This window comes from Stenotrophomonas sp. YJH_SMC_14-1 (genome assembly GCF_059372275.1).
This window is the reverse complement of record NZ_JCAFVK010000002.1, coordinates 166,247-185,345: the sequence shown is the minus strand read 5'-3', so window position 1 is coordinate 185,345 and position 19,099 is coordinate 166,247. Positions and strand designations below refer to the sequence as shown.

The 19,099-nt window shown below is 65.1% G+C and carries 17 protein-coding genes; 7 read left to right on the top strand and 10 right to left on the bottom strand.

The features are described 5' to 3' along the window. Position 1: 1 nt before the first annotated feature. Genes AC5P9P_RS05840 through AC5P9P_RS05825 form a run of 4 tightly spaced genes read right to left on the bottom strand, consistent with a single transcriptional unit; the run spans position 2 to position 2,509 of the window. Positions 2-1,030, bottom strand: coding sequence for an ABC-2 transporter permease (locus tag AC5P9P_RS05840; protein ID WP_049403129.1), 1,029 nt, complete (start codon positions 1,028-1,030; stop codon positions 2-4). Next, positions 1,027-1,902, bottom strand: a complete 876-nt coding sequence (locus tag AC5P9P_RS05835; RefSeq protein WP_005410262.1) for an ABC transporter ATP-binding protein — start codon at positions 1,900-1,902, stop codon at positions 1,027-1,029. Before AC5P9P_RS05835 ends, AC5P9P_RS05840 begins: the two co-directional genes overlap by 4 nt. Continuing rightward, the gene (locus tag AC5P9P_RS05830) at positions 1,902-2,261 is read right to left on the bottom strand and encodes a GntR family transcriptional regulator (protein ID WP_005410261.1); all 360 of its coding nucleotides are present in this window, start codon (positions 2,259-2,261) and stop codon (positions 1,902-1,904) included. The genes AC5P9P_RS05835 and AC5P9P_RS05830 overlap by 1 nt, the downstream gene beginning before the upstream one ends. 2 nt (positions 2,262-2,263) lie before the next feature. After that, positions 2,264-2,509 carry a hypothetical protein gene (locus tag AC5P9P_RS05825; protein ID WP_495232645.1) on the bottom strand — a complete coding sequence of 82 codons (246 nt, stop codon included), beginning with the start codon at positions 2,507-2,509 and terminating at the stop codon, positions 2,264-2,266. A gap of 365 nt (positions 2,510-2,874) precedes the next feature. Here AC5P9P_RS05825 and AC5P9P_RS05820 point away from each other — a divergent pair, with 365 nt between their 5' ends. The 5 genes from AC5P9P_RS05820 (at position 2,875) to AC5P9P_RS05800 (ending at position 6,835) form a co-directional block, all read left to right on the top strand. Continuing rightward, the gene (locus AC5P9P_RS05820) at positions 2,875-3,462 is read left to right on the top strand and encodes a glutathione peroxidase (protein WP_049453780.1); all 588 of its coding nucleotides are present in this window, start codon (positions 2,875-2,877) and stop codon (positions 3,460-3,462) included. A gap of 96 nt (positions 3,463-3,558) precedes the next feature. Further along, positions 3,559-4,536 carry an FKBP-type peptidyl-prolyl cis-trans isomerase gene (locus AC5P9P_RS05815; protein WP_005410258.1) on the top strand — a complete coding sequence of 326 codons (978 nt, stop codon included), beginning with the start codon at positions 3,559-3,561 and terminating at the stop codon, positions 4,534-4,536. A 23-nt stretch (positions 4,537-4,559) separates the two neighbouring features. Continuing rightward, on the top strand, positions 4,560-5,909 hold the full coding sequence (locus tag AC5P9P_RS05810; protein WP_005410257.1) for a UDP-glucose dehydrogenase family protein: 1,350 nt from the start codon (positions 4,560-4,562) through the stop codon (positions 5,907-5,909). Continuing rightward, on the top strand, positions 5,902-6,144 hold the full coding sequence (locus AC5P9P_RS05805; protein WP_495232644.1) for a SlyX family protein: 243 nt from the start codon (positions 5,902-5,904) through the stop codon (positions 6,142-6,144). The genes AC5P9P_RS05810 and AC5P9P_RS05805 overlap by 8 nt, the downstream gene beginning before the upstream one ends. A gap of 10 nt (positions 6,145-6,154) precedes the next feature. Continuing rightward, the gene (locus AC5P9P_RS05800) at positions 6,155-6,835 is read left to right on the top strand and encodes a DUF2058 domain-containing protein (RefSeq protein WP_049403128.1); all 681 of its coding nucleotides are present in this window, start codon (positions 6,155-6,157) and stop codon (positions 6,833-6,835) included. Positions 6,836-6,883: 48 nt separating this feature from the next. Here AC5P9P_RS05800 and AC5P9P_RS05795 read toward each other — a convergent pair whose 3' ends face one another. The 4 genes from AC5P9P_RS05795 to AC5P9P_RS05780 form a co-directional block, all read right to left on the bottom strand. Beyond that, positions 6,884-8,071 carry an MFS transporter gene (locus AC5P9P_RS05795; protein ID WP_049403127.1) on the bottom strand — a complete coding sequence of 396 codons (1,188 nt, stop codon included), beginning with the start codon at positions 8,069-8,071 and terminating at the stop codon, positions 6,884-6,886. Positions 8,072-8,157: 86 nt separating this feature from the next. After that, positions 8,158-10,842, bottom strand: coding sequence for a methionine synthase (metH, locus tag AC5P9P_RS05790; protein ID WP_111108340.1), 2,685 nt, complete (start codon positions 10,840-10,842; stop codon positions 8,158-8,160). A 57-nt stretch (positions 10,843-10,899) separates the two neighbouring features. Next, positions 10,900-11,991: a homocysteine S-methyltransferase family protein gene (locus AC5P9P_RS05785; RefSeq protein ID WP_049403125.1), complete on the bottom strand. Its 1,092-nt coding sequence runs from the start codon at positions 11,989-11,991 to the stop codon at positions 10,900-10,902. Between the two features lie 13 nt (positions 11,992-12,004). After that, positions 12,005-12,934 carry an ArsR/SmtB family transcription factor gene (locus tag AC5P9P_RS05780; RefSeq protein WP_049403124.1) on the bottom strand — a complete coding sequence of 310 codons (930 nt, stop codon included), beginning with the start codon at positions 12,932-12,934 and terminating at the stop codon, positions 12,005-12,007. Positions 12,935-13,087: 153 nt separating this feature from the next. On the opposite strand from AC5P9P_RS05780, the gene AC5P9P_RS05775 reads away from it, so the two are divergent. Further along, complete coding sequence (locus tag AC5P9P_RS05775) at positions 13,088-14,236, top strand: acyl-CoA dehydrogenase family protein (RefSeq protein ID WP_049403123.1); 1,149 nt, start codon at positions 13,088-13,090, stop codon at positions 14,234-14,236. A gap of 45 nt (positions 14,237-14,281) precedes the next feature. Here AC5P9P_RS05775 and AC5P9P_RS05770 read toward each other — a convergent pair whose 3' ends face one another. Beyond that, on the bottom strand, positions 14,282-15,199 hold the full coding sequence (locus AC5P9P_RS05770; protein WP_049403122.1) for a hypothetical protein: 918 nt from the start codon (positions 15,197-15,199) through the stop codon (positions 14,282-14,284). Positions 15,200-15,476: 277 nt separating this feature from the next. Between AC5P9P_RS05770 and AC5P9P_RS05765 the strand changes: the two genes are divergently transcribed. Beyond that, the gene (locus AC5P9P_RS05765) at positions 15,477-15,770 is read left to right on the top strand and encodes a hypothetical protein (protein WP_033833585.1); all 294 of its coding nucleotides are present in this window, start codon (positions 15,477-15,479) and stop codon (positions 15,768-15,770) included. 153 nt (positions 15,771-15,923) lie between these two features. Here AC5P9P_RS05765 and AC5P9P_RS05760 read toward each other — a convergent pair whose 3' ends face one another. Next, positions 15,924-19,097, bottom strand: a complete 3,174-nt coding sequence (locus AC5P9P_RS05760; protein ID WP_049403121.1) for a multidrug efflux RND transporter permease subunit — start codon at positions 19,095-19,097, stop codon at positions 15,924-15,926. Positions 19,098-19,099 lie beyond the last annotated feature (2 nt).

Genomic DNA, 19,099 nt, shown 5'->3' with positions numbered 1-19,099 from the left:
ATCAGATCTCGCCGGCGCGCTTGCGCAGGCGGATGGCGAGGAAGATGAACAGTGCCCCGACGGCCGCACCGATCCACAGCTCCGGCATCGCCAGCGACTTCAGCTGCGAGGCGGGGGACATCAGGCTGACCACCGAATCCAGGTCGCGGCGCGAACCTTCACCTGCGCCGAGGCGGTACAGCAGGTCCATGCCGGGCACGCCGCCCAGCAGCAGGCGGCCGACGATGTTCTGCCAGAACCAGCCGGTGGTCAGGCCGATCAGCGGCATGATCTTGGTGGTGCTGACGATGACGCCGGCAAACAGTGGCAGCATCACCGCCCACAGGAACGGCTTGCTCTTGGCCCAGGCCGAGCACAGCAGCAGCCACCCTGCAGTGGGCAGGGCCCAAAGCGCGTAGACCGGAATCCAGCTCAGGTGGCCAGCGGCCAGGGTCAACGGGCTGGCGGGCCCCCAGATCAGCGCCATCGGGCTGCCACCGTGCATCAGCGCGACGATGCTGATGATCAGCATGAAGCCGAACATGGTGATGATGCCGGCAATCACCGCGATCAGCGGTGCCACGACCAGTGCGCTGATGACCTTGGACAGCACGGTCTGGGTATCCGACAGCGGCAACGACTTCCAGAACAGGATGCTGCGGTCGCGGCGGTCGTCGTACAGGGCGCCGAGGCAATAGAAGAAGACCACGAAGGCCAGCACCAGGAACGGCCATGCCGAGCTGAGCACCAGGGTCAGGTCAAGGCCGTTACCGAGGTCGGCAAGGTCCTTGCCGTCGATGTTGCGGGTGAGCAGCGCCAGGTCCAGGCCATTGACGTTCACGCTCTCGCCATCGACATGCAGCGCACCGTTGCGCGCCGCGCGGTTCAGCGCAAACAGGCCGAAGGCGATGCCGACGGTGCTCATCACCAGCGAGATCAGGCCGGCGATCAGCGGGGCATACAGGAAACCGCCGCGGTTTTCCCAGTACTCGCGCTTGAGCAGCCAGCGCAGCGTGCCGAGGGGGCTGACGGGATGGTTGACGGCATTCATGCGTAGGTCCCCTTCATGACGGCGACGAACAGGTCGGCCAGGCCCGGGCTGCGGGTCTCGCCAAGGGTGGAAAGCTGGGCGCGCGGTACGCCGTCGAACAGCATTACGGTCTTGCCGAACGCCAGGCTGCGTTCGTCGATCGGCTTCAGGGCGCGTGCGGTCTCCAGCTGGTCGGCGTTGACCAGCAGTTCGGTGTAACGCTGGCCGACCTCGTCCATTTCCGCATCGAGCACGATGCGGCCATCACGGATGAACATGACGTCGCTGAGGATGTGCTCGATCTCTTCCACCTGGTGGGTGGTGACGATGATGGTCTTCTGCTCGTCGAAGTAGTCTTCCAGCAAGCGCTGGTAGAACTCCTTGCGGTACAGGATGTCCAGGCCCAGGGTGGGCTCGTCCAGCACCAGGATGCGGGCATCGATGGCCATCACCAGTGCCAGGTGCAGCTGCACGATCATGCCCTTGGACAGCTCGCGCACGCGCTGCTTCGGCTGCAGCTTGGTGTTGGCCAGGAAGCGCTCGCAGCGTGCGCGGTCGAAGCGCGGATGCACGCCGGCGACGAAATCGATGGCTTCGCGCACCTTCAGCCAGCGCGGCAGCACGGCGACGTCGGCGATGAAGCAGATGTCGTTCATCAGTTCGTCGCGGTGCAGCCGCGGGTCGCGCCCGAGCACGCTCAACTCACCTTCCACCGAGGTGAGGCCAAGAATGGCCTTCAGCGCGGTGGTCTTGCCGGCGCCATTGGGACCGATCAGGCCGACGATGCGCCCGCTCGGAATGCTGAAGCTGGCACTGTCGAGGGCAACGGTGGACTTGTAGGCCTTGCGCAGGCCGCGGGCGGTGATGACCGGTTCGCTTGCGGTGCTATTCATCAGACTTTCCCCTGGGGCAGCAATTCGTCGAGGCTCAGGCCCAGGCGCTGGATGCGCTCCAGCACGGCCGGCCATTCTTCATTGAGGAAGCGCTCGCGCTCGCTGCTGCGCAGCTGCGTGGCGGCCTGCTCGGTCATGAACATGCCCAGCCCGCGGCGCTTTTCGACCAGGCCTTCGTCGGCCAGTTCCTGGTAAGCGCGCGAAACGGTGATGGGGTTCAGTTGGTAATCGGCGGCCACCTGGCGCACCGAAGGCAGGGCATCGCCCGGCTTGAGGATTCCGTCGAGCATCATGGCGATCACGCGCTCCTTCAACTGACGGTAGATGGGAGCGCCGTCGCTCCACTGGATGTCGCTCATATTCAGCTCCGTGGGGTCAGCGGCTGGGCGAACGAGAAATACGGCATGGACAGGGAGCTGTGCAGCCGACGCGGGGGAGGGGGGGAGGAATCGGCGTTCCCGGCCGGTGTAGCGATTGCATCCTGCGCACTGTCAGGCGAGGCGGGGGCGGTGGGCGTGGCCAGCCAGGCCAGCCAGGCCAGCACGATCAGGGTCGAAACAGCAGCGGCCGCGGGTGGGGTGAGGTTGCGACGGATCCGGGCGTTCATGGCTTCCCCCTGTCTCAGGTGACTGGTGTTGTATGCAACTATAACACCGGCACGCCTACGTGCAACCCCTTGCCGTCCCCAACTGATGGCAGGGGTGGTCAAATCGCTGAAATATCCGCTTATCCGACTGATTCGGAGGGGAAATCAGGTTCTGGCGCGGGCCGACCCAGGCCCGCCTTCCATTCAGTATTGTCCATGCTATGTCATTACTGCGCCGTTGCTGGCGGGTCGTGCATGAAAGCGCCATGCAGCGCAAAGCCACAGGCGCCCCTTGCAACAAGGGGGAAGGGGGGCCGGTGCTATAGTTCGGCCGACTCCGGCCGCTACCGGCCGGCCCTGTGAATGGCCACCGCGGACTGCTCTCGATGCCCTTGCCGACCGTTATGCCGCGCCGCCTGCGCGGCCTGTCCCTGCTGACCCTGCTGGTAACCGGCCTGGCCGGTTCCACCCAGGTGCTGGCGGCCGATCTTCTCGACCTCGACTACCGCCCGCTGGCCAGCAAGCAGCAGGTCAACCTGCAGCAGCGCTACCACGGACAGGTGCTGCTGGTGGTCAATACCGCAAGCAAGTGCGGCTATACCCCTCAGTACGAAGGCCTGGAGGCGCTGCAGAAGCGCTATGCCGGCCGAGGTTTTGCCGTGCTCGGCTTCCCGTCCAACGATTTCAAGGGCCAGGAGCCCGGTGACGAGAAGCAGATCCAGGATTTCTGCACGCTCACCTACGGGGTCAAGTTCCCGATGTTCGAGAAGGTGCACGTGGTCGGTGCGGAGGCGACGCCGCTCTATCAACGGTTGACCGCGGCCACCGGCGTGGCACCGGGCTGGAATTTCCACAAGTACCTGGTCGGCCGCGATGGCAAGGTCATCGCCCAGTTCGCCAGCAAGGTGACGCCGGATGATCCGCAGCTGACTGCGGCCATCGACAAGGCGCTGGCCGCAGCGGCCGCACATTGATATCCGGCACGGATGCCTCGACATCGACGGCATGCGTGCGACAATGCTTCTTTTCGCGCCGACGTCGGCGCCCAGACACTTCCAGGAATGCAGCGAATGAAGATGGGAATGCGCGGCGCCGCGGCGTCGGTTCTGATTCTGGCGATGGGCACTTCAGGTGTCGCTCTGTCGCAACAATCGGCTGCCCCCGCAGCCGCCAAGGAGACCGCAACCTTGAATTCCCCCAAGCAGAAGCTCGGCTACGCCATCGGCCTGGACGTGGCCAAGTCGTTCACCCCGATCGCCGATGAGATCGACGTGGCCGCGCTGCGCACCGCCGTGGAGCGTTCGTTCGAAGGCCTGCAGCCGCAGATCACCCAGGAACAGGCCAAGGCCACCGACGCGGCCCTGCGCCAGGTCGTGATGGCCCGCAGCGGCCAGCAGGTGCCGGGCATGGCGCCGGGTTCGCAGCCGCCGAAGGTCGACCGCGTCAAGGTGTCGCAGATGATCGGTTCCTACTCTGTGGGCCCGTCGCTGGCGCAGCTGAAGGACGACATCGATGTTGCCTCGCTGTTTGACGCGATCAGCACCGGCCTGACCAAGGGCCAGCCGAAGATGACGGAAGCTGACGCGACCGCCACCATCCAGGCCTTCATGGGCAGCAAGCAGGCTGAAATGCAGGCCAAGGCTGCCGCTGCTGCGCAGACCAACCGCGAAGAAGGCAATGCCTTCCTGGCCAGGAACAAGACCCAGCCGGGCGTCGTGACGACGGCCTCGGGCCTGCAGTACCAGGTCATCCGCCCGGGTAGCGGCGAGCGCCCGTTGCCGAGCAGCAAGGTGCGCGTGAACTATGAAGGCAAGCTGCTCAACGGCACCGTGTTCGACAGCTCCTATGGTCGTCAGCCGGCCGAGTTCGGCCTGGACCAGGTGATCAAGGGCTGGACCGAGGGCGTTGCGCTGATGCCGGTCGGTTCGAAGTACCGCTTCTGGATCCCGGGCAATCTGGCTTATGGCGAGAACGGTACGCCGGGTGGCCCGATCGGCCCGAACGCGACTCTGACGTTCGACGTCGAGCTGCTGGGCGTCCTGCCGTAAGCCACCACGGAGCCTGCACGGACATGCGCGTTGCGATTTTCGGTACCGGTTATGTAGGTCTGGTGACCGGTACCTGCCTGGCCGATGTCGGTCATCAGGTGGTCTGCGTCGATATCGACCAGGCCAAGGTGGATGGCCTCAACCAGGGCATCATCCCGATCTATGAGCCCGGCCTGGAGCCGATGGTGAAGGCCAACCACGCCGCGTCGCGGCTGGCATTCACCACCGATGCCGCGTCCGCGATCGCGCATGGCCAGGTGGTGTTCATCGCCGTCGGCACCCCGCCGGACGAGGACGGCAGCGCTGACCTGCAGTACGTACTGGCCGTGGCCCGTACCATTGGCCGGCACATGAGCGTGCCGACCGTGGTGGTCAACAAGTCGACGGTGCCGGTGGGCACCGCCGACAAGGTGCGTGCGGCCATTGCTGAAGAACTTGCCGCGCGTGGCGCGGACATCACCTTTGACGTGGTGTCCAACCCGGAATTCCTGAAGGAAGGCGACGCGGTTGCCGACTGCATGCGCCCGGACCGCATCATCATCGGTGCGACCAGCGAGGAGTCGGTGGCGGTGATGCGTCGTCTGTATGCGCCGTTCAACCGCAACCACGACCGCGTGGTGGAAATGGACGTGCGCTCGGCCGAGCTGACCAAGTACGCGGCGAACGCGATGCTGGCGACCAAGATTTCGTTCATGAACGAAATCGCAAACATCGCCGAGCGCGTCGGTGCCGACGTCGAGCAGGTCCGCCAGGGCATCGGCTCGGACCCGCGCATCGGCTGGCACTTCATCTACCCGGGCGCCGGCTACGGTGGCTCCTGCTTCCCCAAGGACGTGCAGGCGCTGGCCCGCACCGCCCAGCAGCATGGTCTTGAGCCGAAGCTGCTGAACGCGGTGGAAGCGGTCAACGATGCGCAGAAGGGCCACCTGTTCGCCCTCATCCAGCGTCATTACGACAAGGGCGAGGACGAAGGCGTGCGTGGCAGGACCTTTGCCGTGTGGGGCCTGGCCTTCAAGCCGAATACCGACGACATGCGTGAAGCCTCCAGCCGTCGCCTGCTGGCGCAGCTGTGGGAAGGCGGTGCCACGGTGCGTGCCTATGATCCGGAAGCGATGCATGAATCGCAGCGCATCTTCGGCGAGCGCGATGACCTGGTGTTCTGCAGCAGTGCTGATGAGGCCCTCGAAGGGGCCGACGCGCTGGTGGTGGTCACCGAGTGGAAGCAGTTCCGCAGCCCCGACTTCCAGAAGCTGCGCGAGCAGCTGAAGGACGCGGCGGTGTTCGATGGGCGCAATCTGTACGATCCGGCCGAAGTGGAAGCTGCCGGCCTGGCGTACTACGGCATTGGCCGGGGGCGTTCGCTGCATGTCTGACCTGCTGCCGACCGAACGCGAGCAGGCGCTGGAAGCGCGCCTGGTTGAACTGGAAATGCGCGTGTCCTTCCAGGAACAGGCGTTTGCCGAATTGAGCGATGCGCTGGCCGATGCCCGCATGCAGGGCATGCGCAACGCCGACGTGCTGCGTGTGCTGCTGGAGGACCTGGGCAAGGTCCGCAACGCACTGAATTCTTCCGATCCGGCGAGCGAACCGCCGCCGCCGCACTACTGATCCGAATCCTATGAGCGATACCCTCCGCGACCAGCTGATGGGCCTGGGCTTCAAGCCCGCGCCCAAGCCCGAGCGCAAGAATGATGGCCCCCGCCGTGATGGCCGCCCGCAGGGCAAGGGTGGCAACGGCAATGGAAAGCCGCAGGGCGCTGGCAAGGGCGAGCACAAGCCCGGTGAGCGTCGCGGGCATGGCCACGGTGGCCCGGGCAGGCCCGCCCAGTCGCGTGGCCCGGGCCAGCAGGGTCCGCGCAAGCCGCGCAGCGCCGAAGAGATGGATCTGGCCAAGGCCTATGCCATCCGTGCGCAGCGCGAGAAGGAAGAGCGCATCGAGACCGAGCGCCTGAAGCAGGAAGAGGCACGCGTGCGTCGCGAGGCGAAGGCCAAGCTGGAAGAACTGCTGAAGGACAAGGGCCTGAACTCCGAGGCGGCTGATATCGCTCGCCACTTCCCGTATGGCGGCAAGATCAAGCGCATCTACGTGACCGCCGAACAGCTGACCGCGCTCAATGCCGGTGAGCTGGGCGTGGTCCAGCTCAATGGCCGTTACCTGCTGGTGACCGCCGAAGTGCTGGCACAGTCCGAAGCGGTGTTTGCCGCATCGGTGGCACTGAAGGTCGACCCGAACGCGCCGGCCGAGGAAGATCCCTACTCAGACCCGCAGTACCAGGTACCGGACGACCTGGTCTGGTAACTGCACCTGCTGCACGATGAAAACGCCGGGCATTGCCCGGCGTTTTCGTTACCGGACGCGCGCAGTGCTGTGGCGTGCACGGATCAACGGCAGGCTCAGCGCGAAGAAGCACAGCAGTGCGCCGACCAGAGCGAATCCGCTACCTGCGAGGAAGGCCGTGCGTCCCTCGTCGATCTTCCACAGTTGGCCGGCGATGAGCGCGCCCAGCACGCCGCCGACACCGGACGAGAAACCGTACAGCAGGCCCTGGCCATGGCCATTGAGGCGACCGGGGAAATAGGTCGCCAGCATCTGCATCGCCGCGGCGAAGAACGCGGCAAAGCCCAGCGCGTGCGCGGTCTGCGCCAGCAGCATCACCGGCAGGTTTTCCGGGAACAGCGCGGTCACGGCCCAGCGCAGGCAGGAGCTGACCAGGGCGATCAGCAGCATCCAGCTGGCGTCATAGCGGCGGAAGAAGCGGCCGATGGTGAAGAACACGCCCACTTCGAACACCACGCCGATGGTCCAGAGCAGGCCGAGCGTGGATGTGCGATAGCCCTGGTGGTCCATGTAGACCGAGAAGAAGGTGTAGTACGGGCCGAACGAGAGCTGCTCCATGAAAGCGGCCAGGAAGAACGCCAGCACCGGCGGGCGGCGCACGATCTGCCAGAAGCCGCTGGCATCGCCGCCGGTCCTGCCGATGTCGCGTGCGTAGTGGTTGCTGAAGGCCGAGGCGACCAGCAGGGCGAACAGCGGCAGCATCATCCAGGGCAGCAGCCCGGCGCGGCCGGCGGTGCCGTCACCTTCGATCAGCCAGCCGAACAGGGTGACGATGGCGATGAAGCCAAGCGAACCCCAGACCCGGATCAGGCCGTAGCGATGGCTGTCGCTGCCGAGATGGGTGAGGGTGATCGACTCGAACTGCGGCATCACCGCGTTGTAGAAGAAGCAGAACACGATCATCGCCGGATACATCCACGGCTGCGGCAGAGGCAGCAGGAATGCGGCGAAGCTGATCAGGGTCAGCACGCAGCCGATGCGCAACAGTCGGATCGGCCGCGGTGAGGTGGCTGCCAGCGAGGTCCAGGCACTGGGTGCAACCACGCGTGTGGCATACCACAGCCCCATCATCACGCTGATGGCGGTCACGCTCATCCCGCGTGCAGTGAGGAACAGGCTCCAGTACGGAGTGAACGCACCGAGTGCCGCGTAGTAGAAGAGATAGAAGCTGGAGAGGCGGGCAGCAGGAACATTCATCGCGGCATGATGAAGCAAAAAAGGGACGGAGGGGATCAAGTCATTTGTGCCACAAGCGACTTGATCCCCTCCGTCCCCATTCTGTGTCATTCGGGATCGTAGTCGAGGTTGGAGGCCAGCCAGCGCTCGGCCTGGGCGCGCTCCACGCCCTTGCGCCGGGCGTAGTCGGTGACCTGCTCGCGGCTGAGGCGCCCGACCACGAAATACTGGCTTTGCGGATGACTGAAGTAGTAGCCCGACACTGCGGCGGTCGGAAGCATCGCAAAGCTCTCGGTCAGTTCCATGCCGGCGTTGGCCTCGGCCCGCAGCAGATCGAACAGGCGCCGCTTCTCGCTGTGCTCGGGGCACGCCGGATAGCCGGGGGCGGGGCGGATGCCACGGTACTGCTCATCGATCAGGGCGTCGTTGTCCAGCGTCTCGGCCTGGTCATAACCCCAGAATTCCGTGCGTACGCGCTGATGCAGGCGCTCGGCCAGGGCTTCGGCGAAGCGGTCGGCCAGGGCCTTCAGCAGGATCGCGTTGTAGTCGTCATGCTCGGCTTCGAAGCGCGCCACGTGGGCATCGATGCCGATGCCGGCGGTGACCGCGAACGCGCCGATCCAGTCCTGCCTGCCGCTGTCGGTCGGGGCGATGAAATCGGCCAGGCAGAAATCCGGGCGCTCGGCCGGCTTGTCCACCTGCTGGCGCAGGAAGTGCAGGGTGGTCTCGCCCTGTGGGTGCTGCACGCGCACGTCGTCGCCGACGCTGTTGGCCGGCCACAGGCCGAACACGGCCTTGGCGGTCAGCCACTTCCCGCCGACGATGCGGTCGAGCATCGCGCGGGCATCGCGGTACAGCTCGCTGGCCTGGCTGCCGACGATCTCGTCGGTGAGGATCGCCGGGAACTTGCCGGCAAGCTCCCAGGCCTGGAAGAACGGCGTCCAGTCGATGTACTCGACCAGCTCGGCCAGCGGATAGTCATCGAAGACGTGCAGGCCCGGCTGCTTCGGTGCGGGCGGCGTGTAGTTCCCCCAGTCGCCCTGGAACTTCTGCCCGCGTGCATGTTCCAGCGACACCAGGCGCTTGGCATCGCCACGATTGCGGTGCCGTGCCCGGATCTCGGCATAGTCGGCCTCGTTGGCGGCAACGAAGGCTTCGCGCAGGTCGCGCGAGATCAGCGACTGGGCCACGCCGACCGCGCGCGAGGCGTCCTTCACCCACACCGTAGGCGCTTTGTAGTGCGGGTCGATCTTCAACGCGGTGTGCGCGCGCGAGGTGGTGGCGCCGCCGATCAGCAGCGGCAGATTGAAACCCTGGCGCTCCATCTCGCGGGCGACGTGGCTCATCTCCTCCAGCGAGGGGGTGATCAGACCGGACAGGCCGATCAGGTCGGCGTTGTGCTCGCGCGCAGCATCGAGGATCTTCTGCGCCGGCACCATCACGCCAAGGTCGACCACCTCGAAGTTGTTGCAGGCCAGGACCACGCCGACGATGTTCTTGCCGATGTCATGCACATCACCCTTCACCGTGGCCATGATGATCTTGCCGTTGCTCTTGGCAGTGTCGCCGCTGCGCGCCTTCTCCGCCTCGATGTACGGCAGCAGGTAGGCCACGGCCTTCTTCATCACGCGTGCGGATTTCACCACCTGCGGCAGGAACATCTTGCCGGCGCCGAACAGGTCACCGACGATGTTCATGCCGTCCATCAGCGGGCCTTCGATCACGTCCAGCGGGCGGCTGGAGGCCTGTCGGGCCAGTTCGGTGTCTTCTTCCACGAAGGCATCCAGGCCGTGCACCAGTGCATGCGCCAGGCGCTGCGCCACCGGCTTGTCGCGCCAGGCCAGGTCTTCGGTCTTCGCCGCACCCTTCCTGCCCTTGTAGCGCTCGGCGATCTCCAGCAGGCGCTCGGTGGCATCGCTGCGGCGGTTGAGGATCACATCCTCCACGCGCTCACGCAGCTCCGGCTCCAGCTCATCGTAGATCGGCATGGCACCGGCATTGACGATGCCCATGTCCATGCCGGCGGCGATGGCGTGGTACAGGAACACCGAATGGATGGCCTGGCGCACCGTTTCGTTGCCGCGGAACGAGAACGAGACATTGGAGACGCCGCCGGACACATGGCAGTGCGGCAGCGTCTGCTTGATGATGCGGGTGGCTTCGATGAAGTCCACCGCATAGTTGTCATGTTCTTCGATGCCAGTGGCGACGGCGAAGATGTTCGGGTCGAAGATGATGTCCTGCGGCGGGAAGCCGATCTCGTCGACCAGGATGCGGTAGGCGCGGGTACAGATCTCGACCTTGCGCGCACACGTATCGGCCTGCCCGCTTTCATCGAAGGCCATGACCACCGCGGCGGCGCCATAGCGCAGGACCTTGCGCGCGTGTTCGCGGAAAAGCGCCTCGCCTTCCTTCAGCGAGATCGAGTTGACCACGCTCTTGCCCTGCAGGCACTTCAGGCCGGCCTCGATCACGCTCCACTTGGAGGAGTCGACCATCACCGGGATGCGGGCGATGTCCGGCTCGGACATGATCAGGTTGAGGTAGCGGGTCATCGCCGCTTCCGAGTCGATCAGGCCCTCGTCCATGTTGACGTCGAGGATCTGCGCGCCGCTTGCCACCTGCTGGCGGGCCACGTCCACCGCTTCTTCGTAGCGGCCTTCCTTGATCAGCTTGCGGAACTGCGCGCTGCCGGTCACGTTGGTGCGTTCGCCGACGTTGATGAACAGCAGGTCCGGAGTGATGACCAGGGGTTCCAGGCCGGACAGGCGGGTAGGGCGGACAGGCGTCATGGCAGGCGTCGGCTCAGCAGCAATAGGGCGGGAAGTGCGGAACGGTGGCGGCGACATTCATGCGGCCTGCTCCCGGGTGCCGGGCAGTGCGCGCGGCGACAGCCCGGCCACAGCCGCGGCAATGGCGCGGATATGGTCGGGCGTGGAGCCGCAGCAGCCGCCGACCAGGTTCAGCAGGCCATCTTCGGCGAAGCCTCGCAGGGTGCTGGCCATGTCCTCCGGCGTCTCGTCGTACTCGCCGAAGGCATTGGGCAGACCGGCATTGGGGTGTGCGCTGACGTAGCAGTCGGCGACCTGTGCAAGGGTTTCCACGTGCGGTCGCATCGCATCGGCGCCCAGCGCGCAGTTCAGCCCGATCGACAGCGGCCGAGCATGCGCCAGCGAGGCATGGAAGGCTTCCGCAGTCTGCCCGGACAGGGTGCGACCGGAAGCGTCGGTGATGGTGCCGGAGATCATCACCGGCAACCGCGCGCCGCGCGCATCGAACGCTTCCTCCAGCGCATACAGCGCGGCCTTGGCGTTGAGCGTGTCGAAGATGGTCTCGACCATGATGGTGTCGGAGCCGCCGTCGATCAGGCCCTCGATGGCTTCGCGGTAGGTGTCGCGCAGTTCGTCGAAGCTGGTGTTGCGGAAGCCCGGATCGTTCACGTCCGGGCTGATCGAGGCGGTGCGGCTGGTCGGGCCGATCACCCCGATCACGAAGCGCGGCTTCCCCGGGGTGGTTGCGGCCGCGGCGTCACAACAGGTGCGCGCGACCGCAGCGCCGGCCTTGTTCAACTCGTACACCAGGTGTTCGAGGTGGTAGTCGGCCTGGCTGACCGAGGTTGCATTGAAGGTGTTGGTCTCGACCAGGTCCGCGCCCGCTTCCAGGTAGGCGGTGTGGATGTCTGCGACGATCTGCGGCCGGGTCAGCAGCAGCAGATCGTTGTTTCCCTTCAGGTCATGGCCCTCCGGCGTGCCGTGGTCGCAGCCGGGGCCATGGCTGTGATCGTAACCGCCGGCGAAGCGTTCGCCACGGTAATCGTCTTCCTGCAGGCCGTGGCGCTGGATCATCGTGCCCATCGCACCGTCGATGATCAGGATCCGCTCGCGCAGGGCGTCGAGCAGGGCGTTGGCACGCTCAGGATGCAACCAGGGCAGGGCAGGCATGGCGTTCTCGGGCTCAGGGTTTGTGGGCGATCAGCGAAATCACTTCGAAGTGCGGCGGACGCTTCTCGCGGGTGACCGTCTCCAGGCTGGATACCTGCAGGCCGGCCTTGTCGACGAACCTGCGCAGCTCCTTGTCGCTGAAGCCGAGGTTGACGTGGCCGTAGGCTTCCACCGCGGCCTTGTGTTCGTGGCGGGCCAGGCTGCACAGCAGCAGGCGCCCGCCCGGGCGCAGCACGCGCGCGCCTTCGGTCACCGCCTGCGCCGGCTTGCTGGCGTAGGTCAGCGCGTGCATCAGCACTACCAGATCGAAACTGTTGTCCTTGAAGGGCAGCGCATGCATGTCGCCCTCGCGCACTTCCACGTTGGGCAGACGGCGCAGGCGCTCGCTGGCGGCGGCGACCACGCGCGCGCTGGTGTCGATGCAGATGTAGCGCTTGGAATGCGGGGCCACCAGTTCGGCCAGCACGCCGTCACCAGAGGCGATGTCCAGCACGTCGCCGGTCTCCAGCAGCGGCAGCGCGGTACGGGCGAGGGCTTCCCAGGTGCGCCCCGGGGAGTAGTGGCGTTCCATGTCGCCGGCCACGCTGTCGGCCCAGTTCTGGTCGGAGGCGCGGTGGGCCAGCACGGCAGCGACGCGTTCAGCGTCCTGGCGCAGCAGCGGGTCATCGCTTCCGTTGCTCAATGCATGCCACAATGCACGCTGCGCCGGGTCCAGCTGGGCCTCGTCGAAGCGGTAATAGGCCGATACGCCCGCACGGCGGTCGCGGACCAGGCCGGCTTCCTTCAGGCGCGCCAGGTGGGTGGACACGCGTGGCTGTGCCAGCCGGGTGATCGCCGACAGTTCGGCCACGGTCAGTTCCTCCTGCTCCAGCAGCGCCAGCAGGCGCACGCGGGTCGCATCGGCGAACACCTTCAGGCGGGTCGACCAGTCTTCAAGATCCATAAATATCTACCTATCGCGATATAGAGATATATTCACTGAAAGGGCCCGTCGCGGTCAAGTCGCCAGCGTACGGAAACAGCCGGGCCCCGGTACAATCGGGGCACCTGGGCGCGCCGTATGTAGCCCATAACTTCATGTACCCGGGAGGGTGTTGTGGATTTCAGCTTTACCGAAGAGCAGTTGATGCTGCAGGACGTTGCGCGGCGCATCGCGCAGGAGAAGATCGCCCCGAGCGCGGAGCACCATGACCGTACCGGCGAGTTCCCGCTCGACAACATCCGCCTGCTGGGCGAGAACGGCCTGATGGGCATCGAAGTGCCGACCGAATACGGTGGCGCGGGCATGGACCCGGTTGCGTACGTGCTGGCGATGGTGGAGGTCGCCGCCGCCGACGCAGCCCATTCGACCATCATGTCGGTCAACAACTCGCTGTTCTGCAACGGCATCCTCACCCACGGTACCGAGCAGCAGAAGCAGACCTACGTGCGTGCCATCGCCGAGGGCGAGGCCATCGGCGCGTTTGCGCTGACCGAGCCGCAGTCCGGCTCCGATGCCACCGCCATGCGCTGCCGCGCGGTGAAGCAGGCCGACGGCACCTTCGTCATCAACGGCAAGAAGAGCTGGATCACCTCCGGCCCGGTGGCCAGGTACATCGTGCTGTTCGCGATGAGCGAGCCGGACAAGGGCGCGCGCGGCATCACCGCCTTCCTCATCGATACCGACAAGGCGGGCTTCGGTCGCGGCAAGACCGAGCCGAAGCTGGGCATCCGCGCTTCGGCCACCTGCGAGATCGAGTTCAGCGATTACGTGGCGCGGGCCGAAGACGTGCTGGGCCAGGAAGGCGAGGGCTTCAAGATCGCCATGAGCGTGCTCGATGCTGGCCGCATCGGCATCGCCTCGCAGGCCATCGGCATCGCCCGCGCCGCCTATGAGGCGACCCTGGAATACGTGAAGGAGCGCAAGGCCTTCGGCGCGGCCATCGGCACCTTCCAGATGACCCAGGCCAAGATCGCCGACATGAAGTGCAAGCTGGACGCAGCGCTGCTGCTGACCCTGCGTGCCGCGTGGGTGAAGGGTCAGGGCAAGCGTTTCAGCACCGAAGCAGCGGTGGCCAAACTGACCGCTTCGGAAGCAGCGATGTGGATCACCCACCAGGCGGTGCAGATCCACGGCGGCATGGGGTACTCGAAGGAGATGCCGCTGGAGCGTTACTTCCGTGATGCCAAGATCACCGAGATCTACGAGGGCACCTCGGAGATCCAGCGCCTGGTGATCGCGCGCAACGAGACCGGGTTGCGCTGATGGACACGACGGGGCGGCGATTGCCGCCCCGTTTCCCTTGTGCGATCAACGTGGCAATCGGCAAACGATATCCGTTCCGTTCCATTCACAGACGATCTGCAGCGACTCAGGTGGAGCACCGGGGAACATGTTCACCCCATAGAGGCGACCGGAGTCGATCCATCGATCCAGATCGTCCCGGCTGTTGAAGTTGTAGGTGCCGGCGAAGTGTTGGGCCAGGCCGGGGCTGGTTGCCGCGCCGTCGGGAATCATGTTGCCATTGGCGTCCTTGCTCTGGCCTTGCACGTATCTGGCGGTGTCCACTGACGAAGAGACGATGGCCAGCGTAGTCTTCGAGCCATCGCGCCAGGTGATCCTGTAGATTGCACCGTCGATTCCGAGGGCCTTGCTGACGAAGCTCAGGCCGATCGAGGACAGGAATGTCGCCATGCTGTTCCAGGCCCTCGACGATGTCGTGGCGCCTGTGAATGCCTTGCCCATGGCGCTCTCCAGCCTGAATCGCTCGGTTGCCATCTGCACGACATCGTAGGCGTTGAGGTTCTTGTGCTCTTCCGGGAAGCCTATGCCGCTGGCGTACTGCGGGTCATCAGGATGAACCTCGTACTGGACTCCTCTTCCGGCCCATTGCCGCGGCGCGAACTGTACGGTTGGCACGTTGTTGTCGAGCATCCCCATGACCCGATTGAAGGATGCGTTGATTGGCCCGGGAATCTGCGCCCTGGTGGCGCGATAGCGACACAGCTCGCGATCGTATTCCACATCGAAACCATGGAGCCGGCGCTGCTGGAAGTCGGCGACGATGGTGGGCCCCGTGCCCGAGGACAGCGCCAGCGCGCGTGGATCGCGACAGCTGTCACAGACGAGGACGCCTGCCGCATGTGCGTCCTGGACGCTGCTGGCCGCGAAGAGCGCGCCAAGCAGAAGGGCGGGGCGGCTGAAGCGTCGTAGTGGTGCTCTTTCCATGAACTGTCTCCTGGGCGGCATCGGATCGATTGCCGTGGAGGCATCTGGATAGCAACGATCCGGGCGTGCCGCACTTCTGCGCGCCCAGGAATCCAAAGCGCGGGCCTTATGCGAAACCGGTAGACGCCTTGAGCGCCTCGTTGTCGGCGCAGCAGTGGAAGGGACTTTTCAGTACAGGCCGTATGCGACCGGTCCCCGGGCAGGCGACATGCCAACGATTCATTGGCATTCCCGCTCCTTGGTCGCAGAATGCTCCACCGTTCATGGACACCACCAGATGCTCATCTATCGAGGCGCAGGGCTGCTGACCCTGCTCACACCGATCGCTGCCGTGCTGCTCATCCTCATCCTGTTCCCGGATCCAGCGGTGGGTCGCGGCAATACTTCACTCAGCCAGGTCCTGCTGGCGTTCGGCCTCGGCTCGGCAATCAACACGGTGCTGGGTTTCGTGCTCAATCGAAAGCCGCGTGCACCTGGGCAGCATGCTCCGCATCACTTCTTCTTCCTGCCGATGCAATGGCCTGCACTGGCGATTGTGGCGGCATGCGTGGTGATCGCAGTGTTGCGCTGAGACGCTGCCCGGACAGCGCCCACCAAGGTTGGCGACTACCGGGTATGCCGTTGCCCCGGTAGATGCCAACCTGGGGCGGCATGGATCCAGAAGCGGCAACAAAAAAGGCCCCGGATCGCTCCGGGGCCTTTCTCGTTTCAGTTCACCGCTGGATCAACGATCCGGACGGTGTGCTGCATCCGCGTCGCGCTGGCGTTCCATGAACTCCTTGGACGGTTCATCCAGCTTGTCGCCAAGCATGCGGCGCACGACCACGAAGAACACCGGGATCATCAACAGGCCGAGCAGGGTGGCGAACAGCATGCCGCCGATCACGCCGGTACCGATGGCGTGGCGGGAGTTGGCGCCCGCGCCGGTGGAGATCGCCATCGGGATCACGCCCATGATGAACGCGAACGAGGTCATCAGGATCGGGCGGAAACGCAGGCGGGCCGCTTCGATGGTGGCATCGCGCAGGTTCTTGCCGGCGGCGCGCTGCTCCACCGCGAACTCCACGATCAGGATCGCGTTCTTCGCCGCAAGGCCGATCACGGTGATCAGGCCGATCTTGAAGAACAGATCGTTGGGCAGGCCGCGCAGCATCGACAGGCCGAGGGCGCCGAGCACACCCAGCGGCACCACCAGCAGCACCGCCACCGGGATCGACCAGCTCTCATACAGCGCGGCCAGGCACAGGAACACCACTACGATCGACAGCACCAGCAGCAGCGTCGCCGCGTTGCCAGCCAGGATTTCCTGGTAGGACATGCCCGACCAGTCGTAGCCGAAGCCGGCCGGCAGATCGTCGTTGACGATGCTCTCCATGGTCTGCATCGCCTCGCCCGAGCTGGTACCCGGGGCCTGCGAGCCGACGATGTTGATCGCCGAGTAGCCGTTGTAGCGGCTCAGCGACGGCGGTGCCGACACCCATTCGGACTTGACCACCGTGTTCAGCGGGATCATCGAATTGGTGCCATCGGCGTTCCTGGTCAGGCTGGAGGGGCTGTAGAAGCTCTTCAGCGATTCCTGGCCGGTGCGGTACGGACCATCGGCCTGCATGGTCACGCGCTTGATGCGGCCTTCGTAGAAGAAGTCGTTGACGTACACCGGGGCCAGCATCAGCTGGATGGTGCTGTACACGTCCGACACCGACATGCCCATCGACTGCGCCTGCACGCGGTCCACATGCAGCTGCAGCTGCGGCGCGTTTTCCAGGCCGTTCGGGCGCACGCCGACCAGGTGGTCCGGCTTCTGCGCGGCCTGGCCGAGCAGGATGTTGCGGGCCTGCGTCAGCTGCTCGTAACCGGCACCGCTGCGGTCCTGCAGCCACATGTCGAAGCCGCCGAACTGGCCAAGGCCCTGCACGGTGGGCAGGTTGACCACGAAGATCTGCGCTTCCTTGATGCCGTAGAACGCGCCGTTCATGTTCTGGATGAATTCGGGCGCGGTGAACTTGCGTTCCTCCCACGGCTTCAGGCGGATGAAGCCCATGCCGACGTTCTCGCCGGAACCGACGAAGCTGAAGCCGGCCACCTGCAGCATGCCTTCATAGCCATCCTGCTTTTCCAGGATGCCACGCATCTGCGCGAACACTTCGTTGGTCTGGCCCTTGGTCGAGCCCGGCGGCAGCTGCACGATCGCCAGCGCATAGCCCTGGTCTTCTTCAGGCAGGAAGCTGCCCGGCATGCGGGTGAACAGGAAGCCGCACAGTGCGGTGAGCACCACGAACAGGATCATCCAGCGCGGCGCATGGCGCACCGCCGAGGTGATGTGGCCGACATAGGTGTGGCTGATCTTGTCGTAGTACTTGTTGAAGGTGCGGTAGACGATGTTCGGATTGTCGTTGTGCGTCGGCTTCAGGAAGGTCGCGCACAGCGCCGGGGTGAAGCCCAGCGCCAGGAACGCCGAGAACGCCATCGAAATGGCGATGGTCAGGGCGAACTGCTTGTAGATCTCACCGGCGGCGCCGCCCTGCAGGGCGGACGGGATGAACACCGCAGCCAGCACGACGGTGATCGCCACCACCGCGCCGGTGATCTGGGTCATCGCCTTCTGCGTGGCCGGCTTCGGCGCCAGGCCCTCCTCGGTCATGATGCGTTCGACGTTCTCGATCACCACGATCGCGTCATCGACCACGATGCCGATCGCCAGCACCATCGCGAACAGGGTCAGCTGGTTGATCGTGAAGCCGATCATCCACATGCCCAGGAAGGTACCGAGCAGCGCCACCGGGATGACCAGGGTCGGGATCAGCGTGGCGCGGAAGTTCTGCAGGAAGATCAGCATCACCAGGAACACCAGGAACACTGCTTCAAACAGCGTCTTGACCACTTCCTGGATCGAGATCTTGACGAAGGTGGTGCTGTCGTATGGCGAGAACCAGGTCACGCCGGCCGGGAAGCTGGGCTGCAGCTCGTCCATCTTGGCGCGCACCGCCTCGGCCACGTTCAGGGCGTTGGCGCCCGGCAGCAGCTGGATGGCGAAGGCACCGGTCGGCTTGCCGTTGTACTGGGTGTCGAAACCGTAGTTGTTGGCACCGAAGGCAACGCGGGCGATGTCCTTCAACAGCACCCGCGAGCCGTCAGCGTTGGCGCGCAGGATGATGTTCTCGAACTCCTGCGGCGAACTGAAGCGGCCTTCGGCCGAGACCGTGGCGGTGAAGTGCTGGCCTTCCGGCGACGGATCCGAGCCAAGCGCACCGGCGGCGAACTGCACGTTCTGCGCGCGCACCGCAGCCAGCACCTGGCTGGCCGACAGGCCATAACCCTGCATCTTTTCCGGGTTCAGCCAGATGTTCATGGCGTACTCGGAACCGAACTGCTGGGTGCTGCCGACGCCGGGGATACGCGAGACCTGGTCGAGCACGCGCGAACCAACGATGTCGTTCAGCGCATCACGGTTGATGGTCGGGGTATCGGACTGCAGCGCCACCACCATCAGGAAGCCGGCGTTGGCCTTGGCCACCACCACGCCCTGCTGGGTCACTTCCGAAGGCAGTCGGGGCGTGGCCAGCGAGACCTTGTTCTGCACCTGCACCTGGGCGATGTCCGGATCGGTACCCGTCTCGAAGGTCAGGGTGATCTGCGCACGGCCGTTGGACGACGAGGAAGAGCTGAAGTACAGCAGGTGATCGATACCGGTCAGCTGCTGCTCGATCACCTGGGTGACCGATTTTTCCGTGGTGTCGGCACTGGCGCCCGGATAGGTGGCCGAGACGGTGACCTGCGGCGGGGCGATGTTGGGATAGGACTCCACGCCCAGGTTGAGGATCGCGATCACGCCGCTGAGCGAGATCAGGATCGCCACCACCCAGGCGAAGACTGGATGTTCGATGAAAAATTTAGGCATGA

Bases quoted from the DNA above. Each gene is read 5' to 3' on its own strand.
- AC5P9P_RS05825 (WP_495232645.1), bottom strand. From the start codon at position 2,509: ATGAACGCCCGGATCCGTCGCAACCTCACCCCACCCGCGGCCGCTGCT.
- AC5P9P_RS05800 (WP_049403128.1), top strand. From the start codon at position 6,155: ATGAGCGATACCCTCCGCGACCAGCTGATGGGCCTGGGCTTCAAGCCC.
- AC5P9P_RS05795 (WP_049403127.1), bottom strand. From the start codon at position 8,071: ATGAATGTTCCTGCTGCCCGCCTCTCCAGCTTCTATCTCTTCTACTAC.
- AC5P9P_RS05815 (WP_005410258.1), top strand. From the start codon at position 3,559: ATGAAGATGGGAATGCGCGGCGCCGCGGCGTCGGTTCTGATTCTGGCG.
- AC5P9P_RS05785 (WP_049403125.1), bottom strand. From the start codon at position 11,991: ATGCCTGCCCTGCCCTGGTTGCATCCTGAGCGTGCCAACGCCCTGCTC.
- AC5P9P_RS05765 (WP_033833585.1), top strand. From the start codon at position 15,477: ATGCTCATCTATCGAGGCGCAGGGCTGCTGACCCTGCTCACACCGATC.
- AC5P9P_RS05810 (WP_005410257.1), top strand. From the start codon at position 4,560: ATGCGCGTTGCGATTTTCGGTACCGGTTATGTAGGTCTGGTGACCGGT.
- AC5P9P_RS05840 (WP_049403129.1), bottom strand. From the start codon at position 1,030: ATGAATGCCGTCAACCATCCCGTCAGCCCCCTCGGCACGCTGCGCTGG.
- AC5P9P_RS05780 (WP_049403124.1), bottom strand. From the start codon at position 12,934: ATGGATCTTGAAGACTGGTCGACCCGCCTGAAGGTGTTCGCCGATGCG.
- AC5P9P_RS05805 (WP_495232644.1), top strand. From the start codon at position 5,902: ATGTCTGACCTGCTGCCGACCGAACGCGAGCAGGCGCTGGAAGCGCGC.
- AC5P9P_RS05835 (WP_005410262.1), bottom strand. From the start codon at position 1,902: ATGAATAGCACCGCAAGCGAACCGGTCATCACCGCCCGCGGCCTGCGC.
- AC5P9P_RS05820 (WP_049453780.1), top strand. From the start codon at position 2,875: ATGCCCTTGCCGACCGTTATGCCGCGCCGCCTGCGCGGCCTGTCCCTG.
- AC5P9P_RS05830 (WP_005410261.1), bottom strand. From the start codon at position 2,261: ATGAGCGACATCCAGTGGAGCGACGGCGCTCCCATCTACCGTCAGTTG.
- AC5P9P_RS05760 (WP_049403121.1), bottom strand. From the start codon at position 19,097: ATGCCTAAATTTTTCATCGAACATCCAGTCTTCGCCTGGGTGGTGGCG.
- metH (WP_111108340.1), bottom strand. From the start codon at position 10,842: ATGACGCCTGTCCGCCCTACCCGCCTGTCCGGCCTGGAACCCCTGGTC.
- AC5P9P_RS05770 (WP_049403122.1), bottom strand. From the start codon at position 15,199: ATGGAAAGAGCACCACTACGACGCTTCAGCCGCCCCGCCCTTCTGCTT.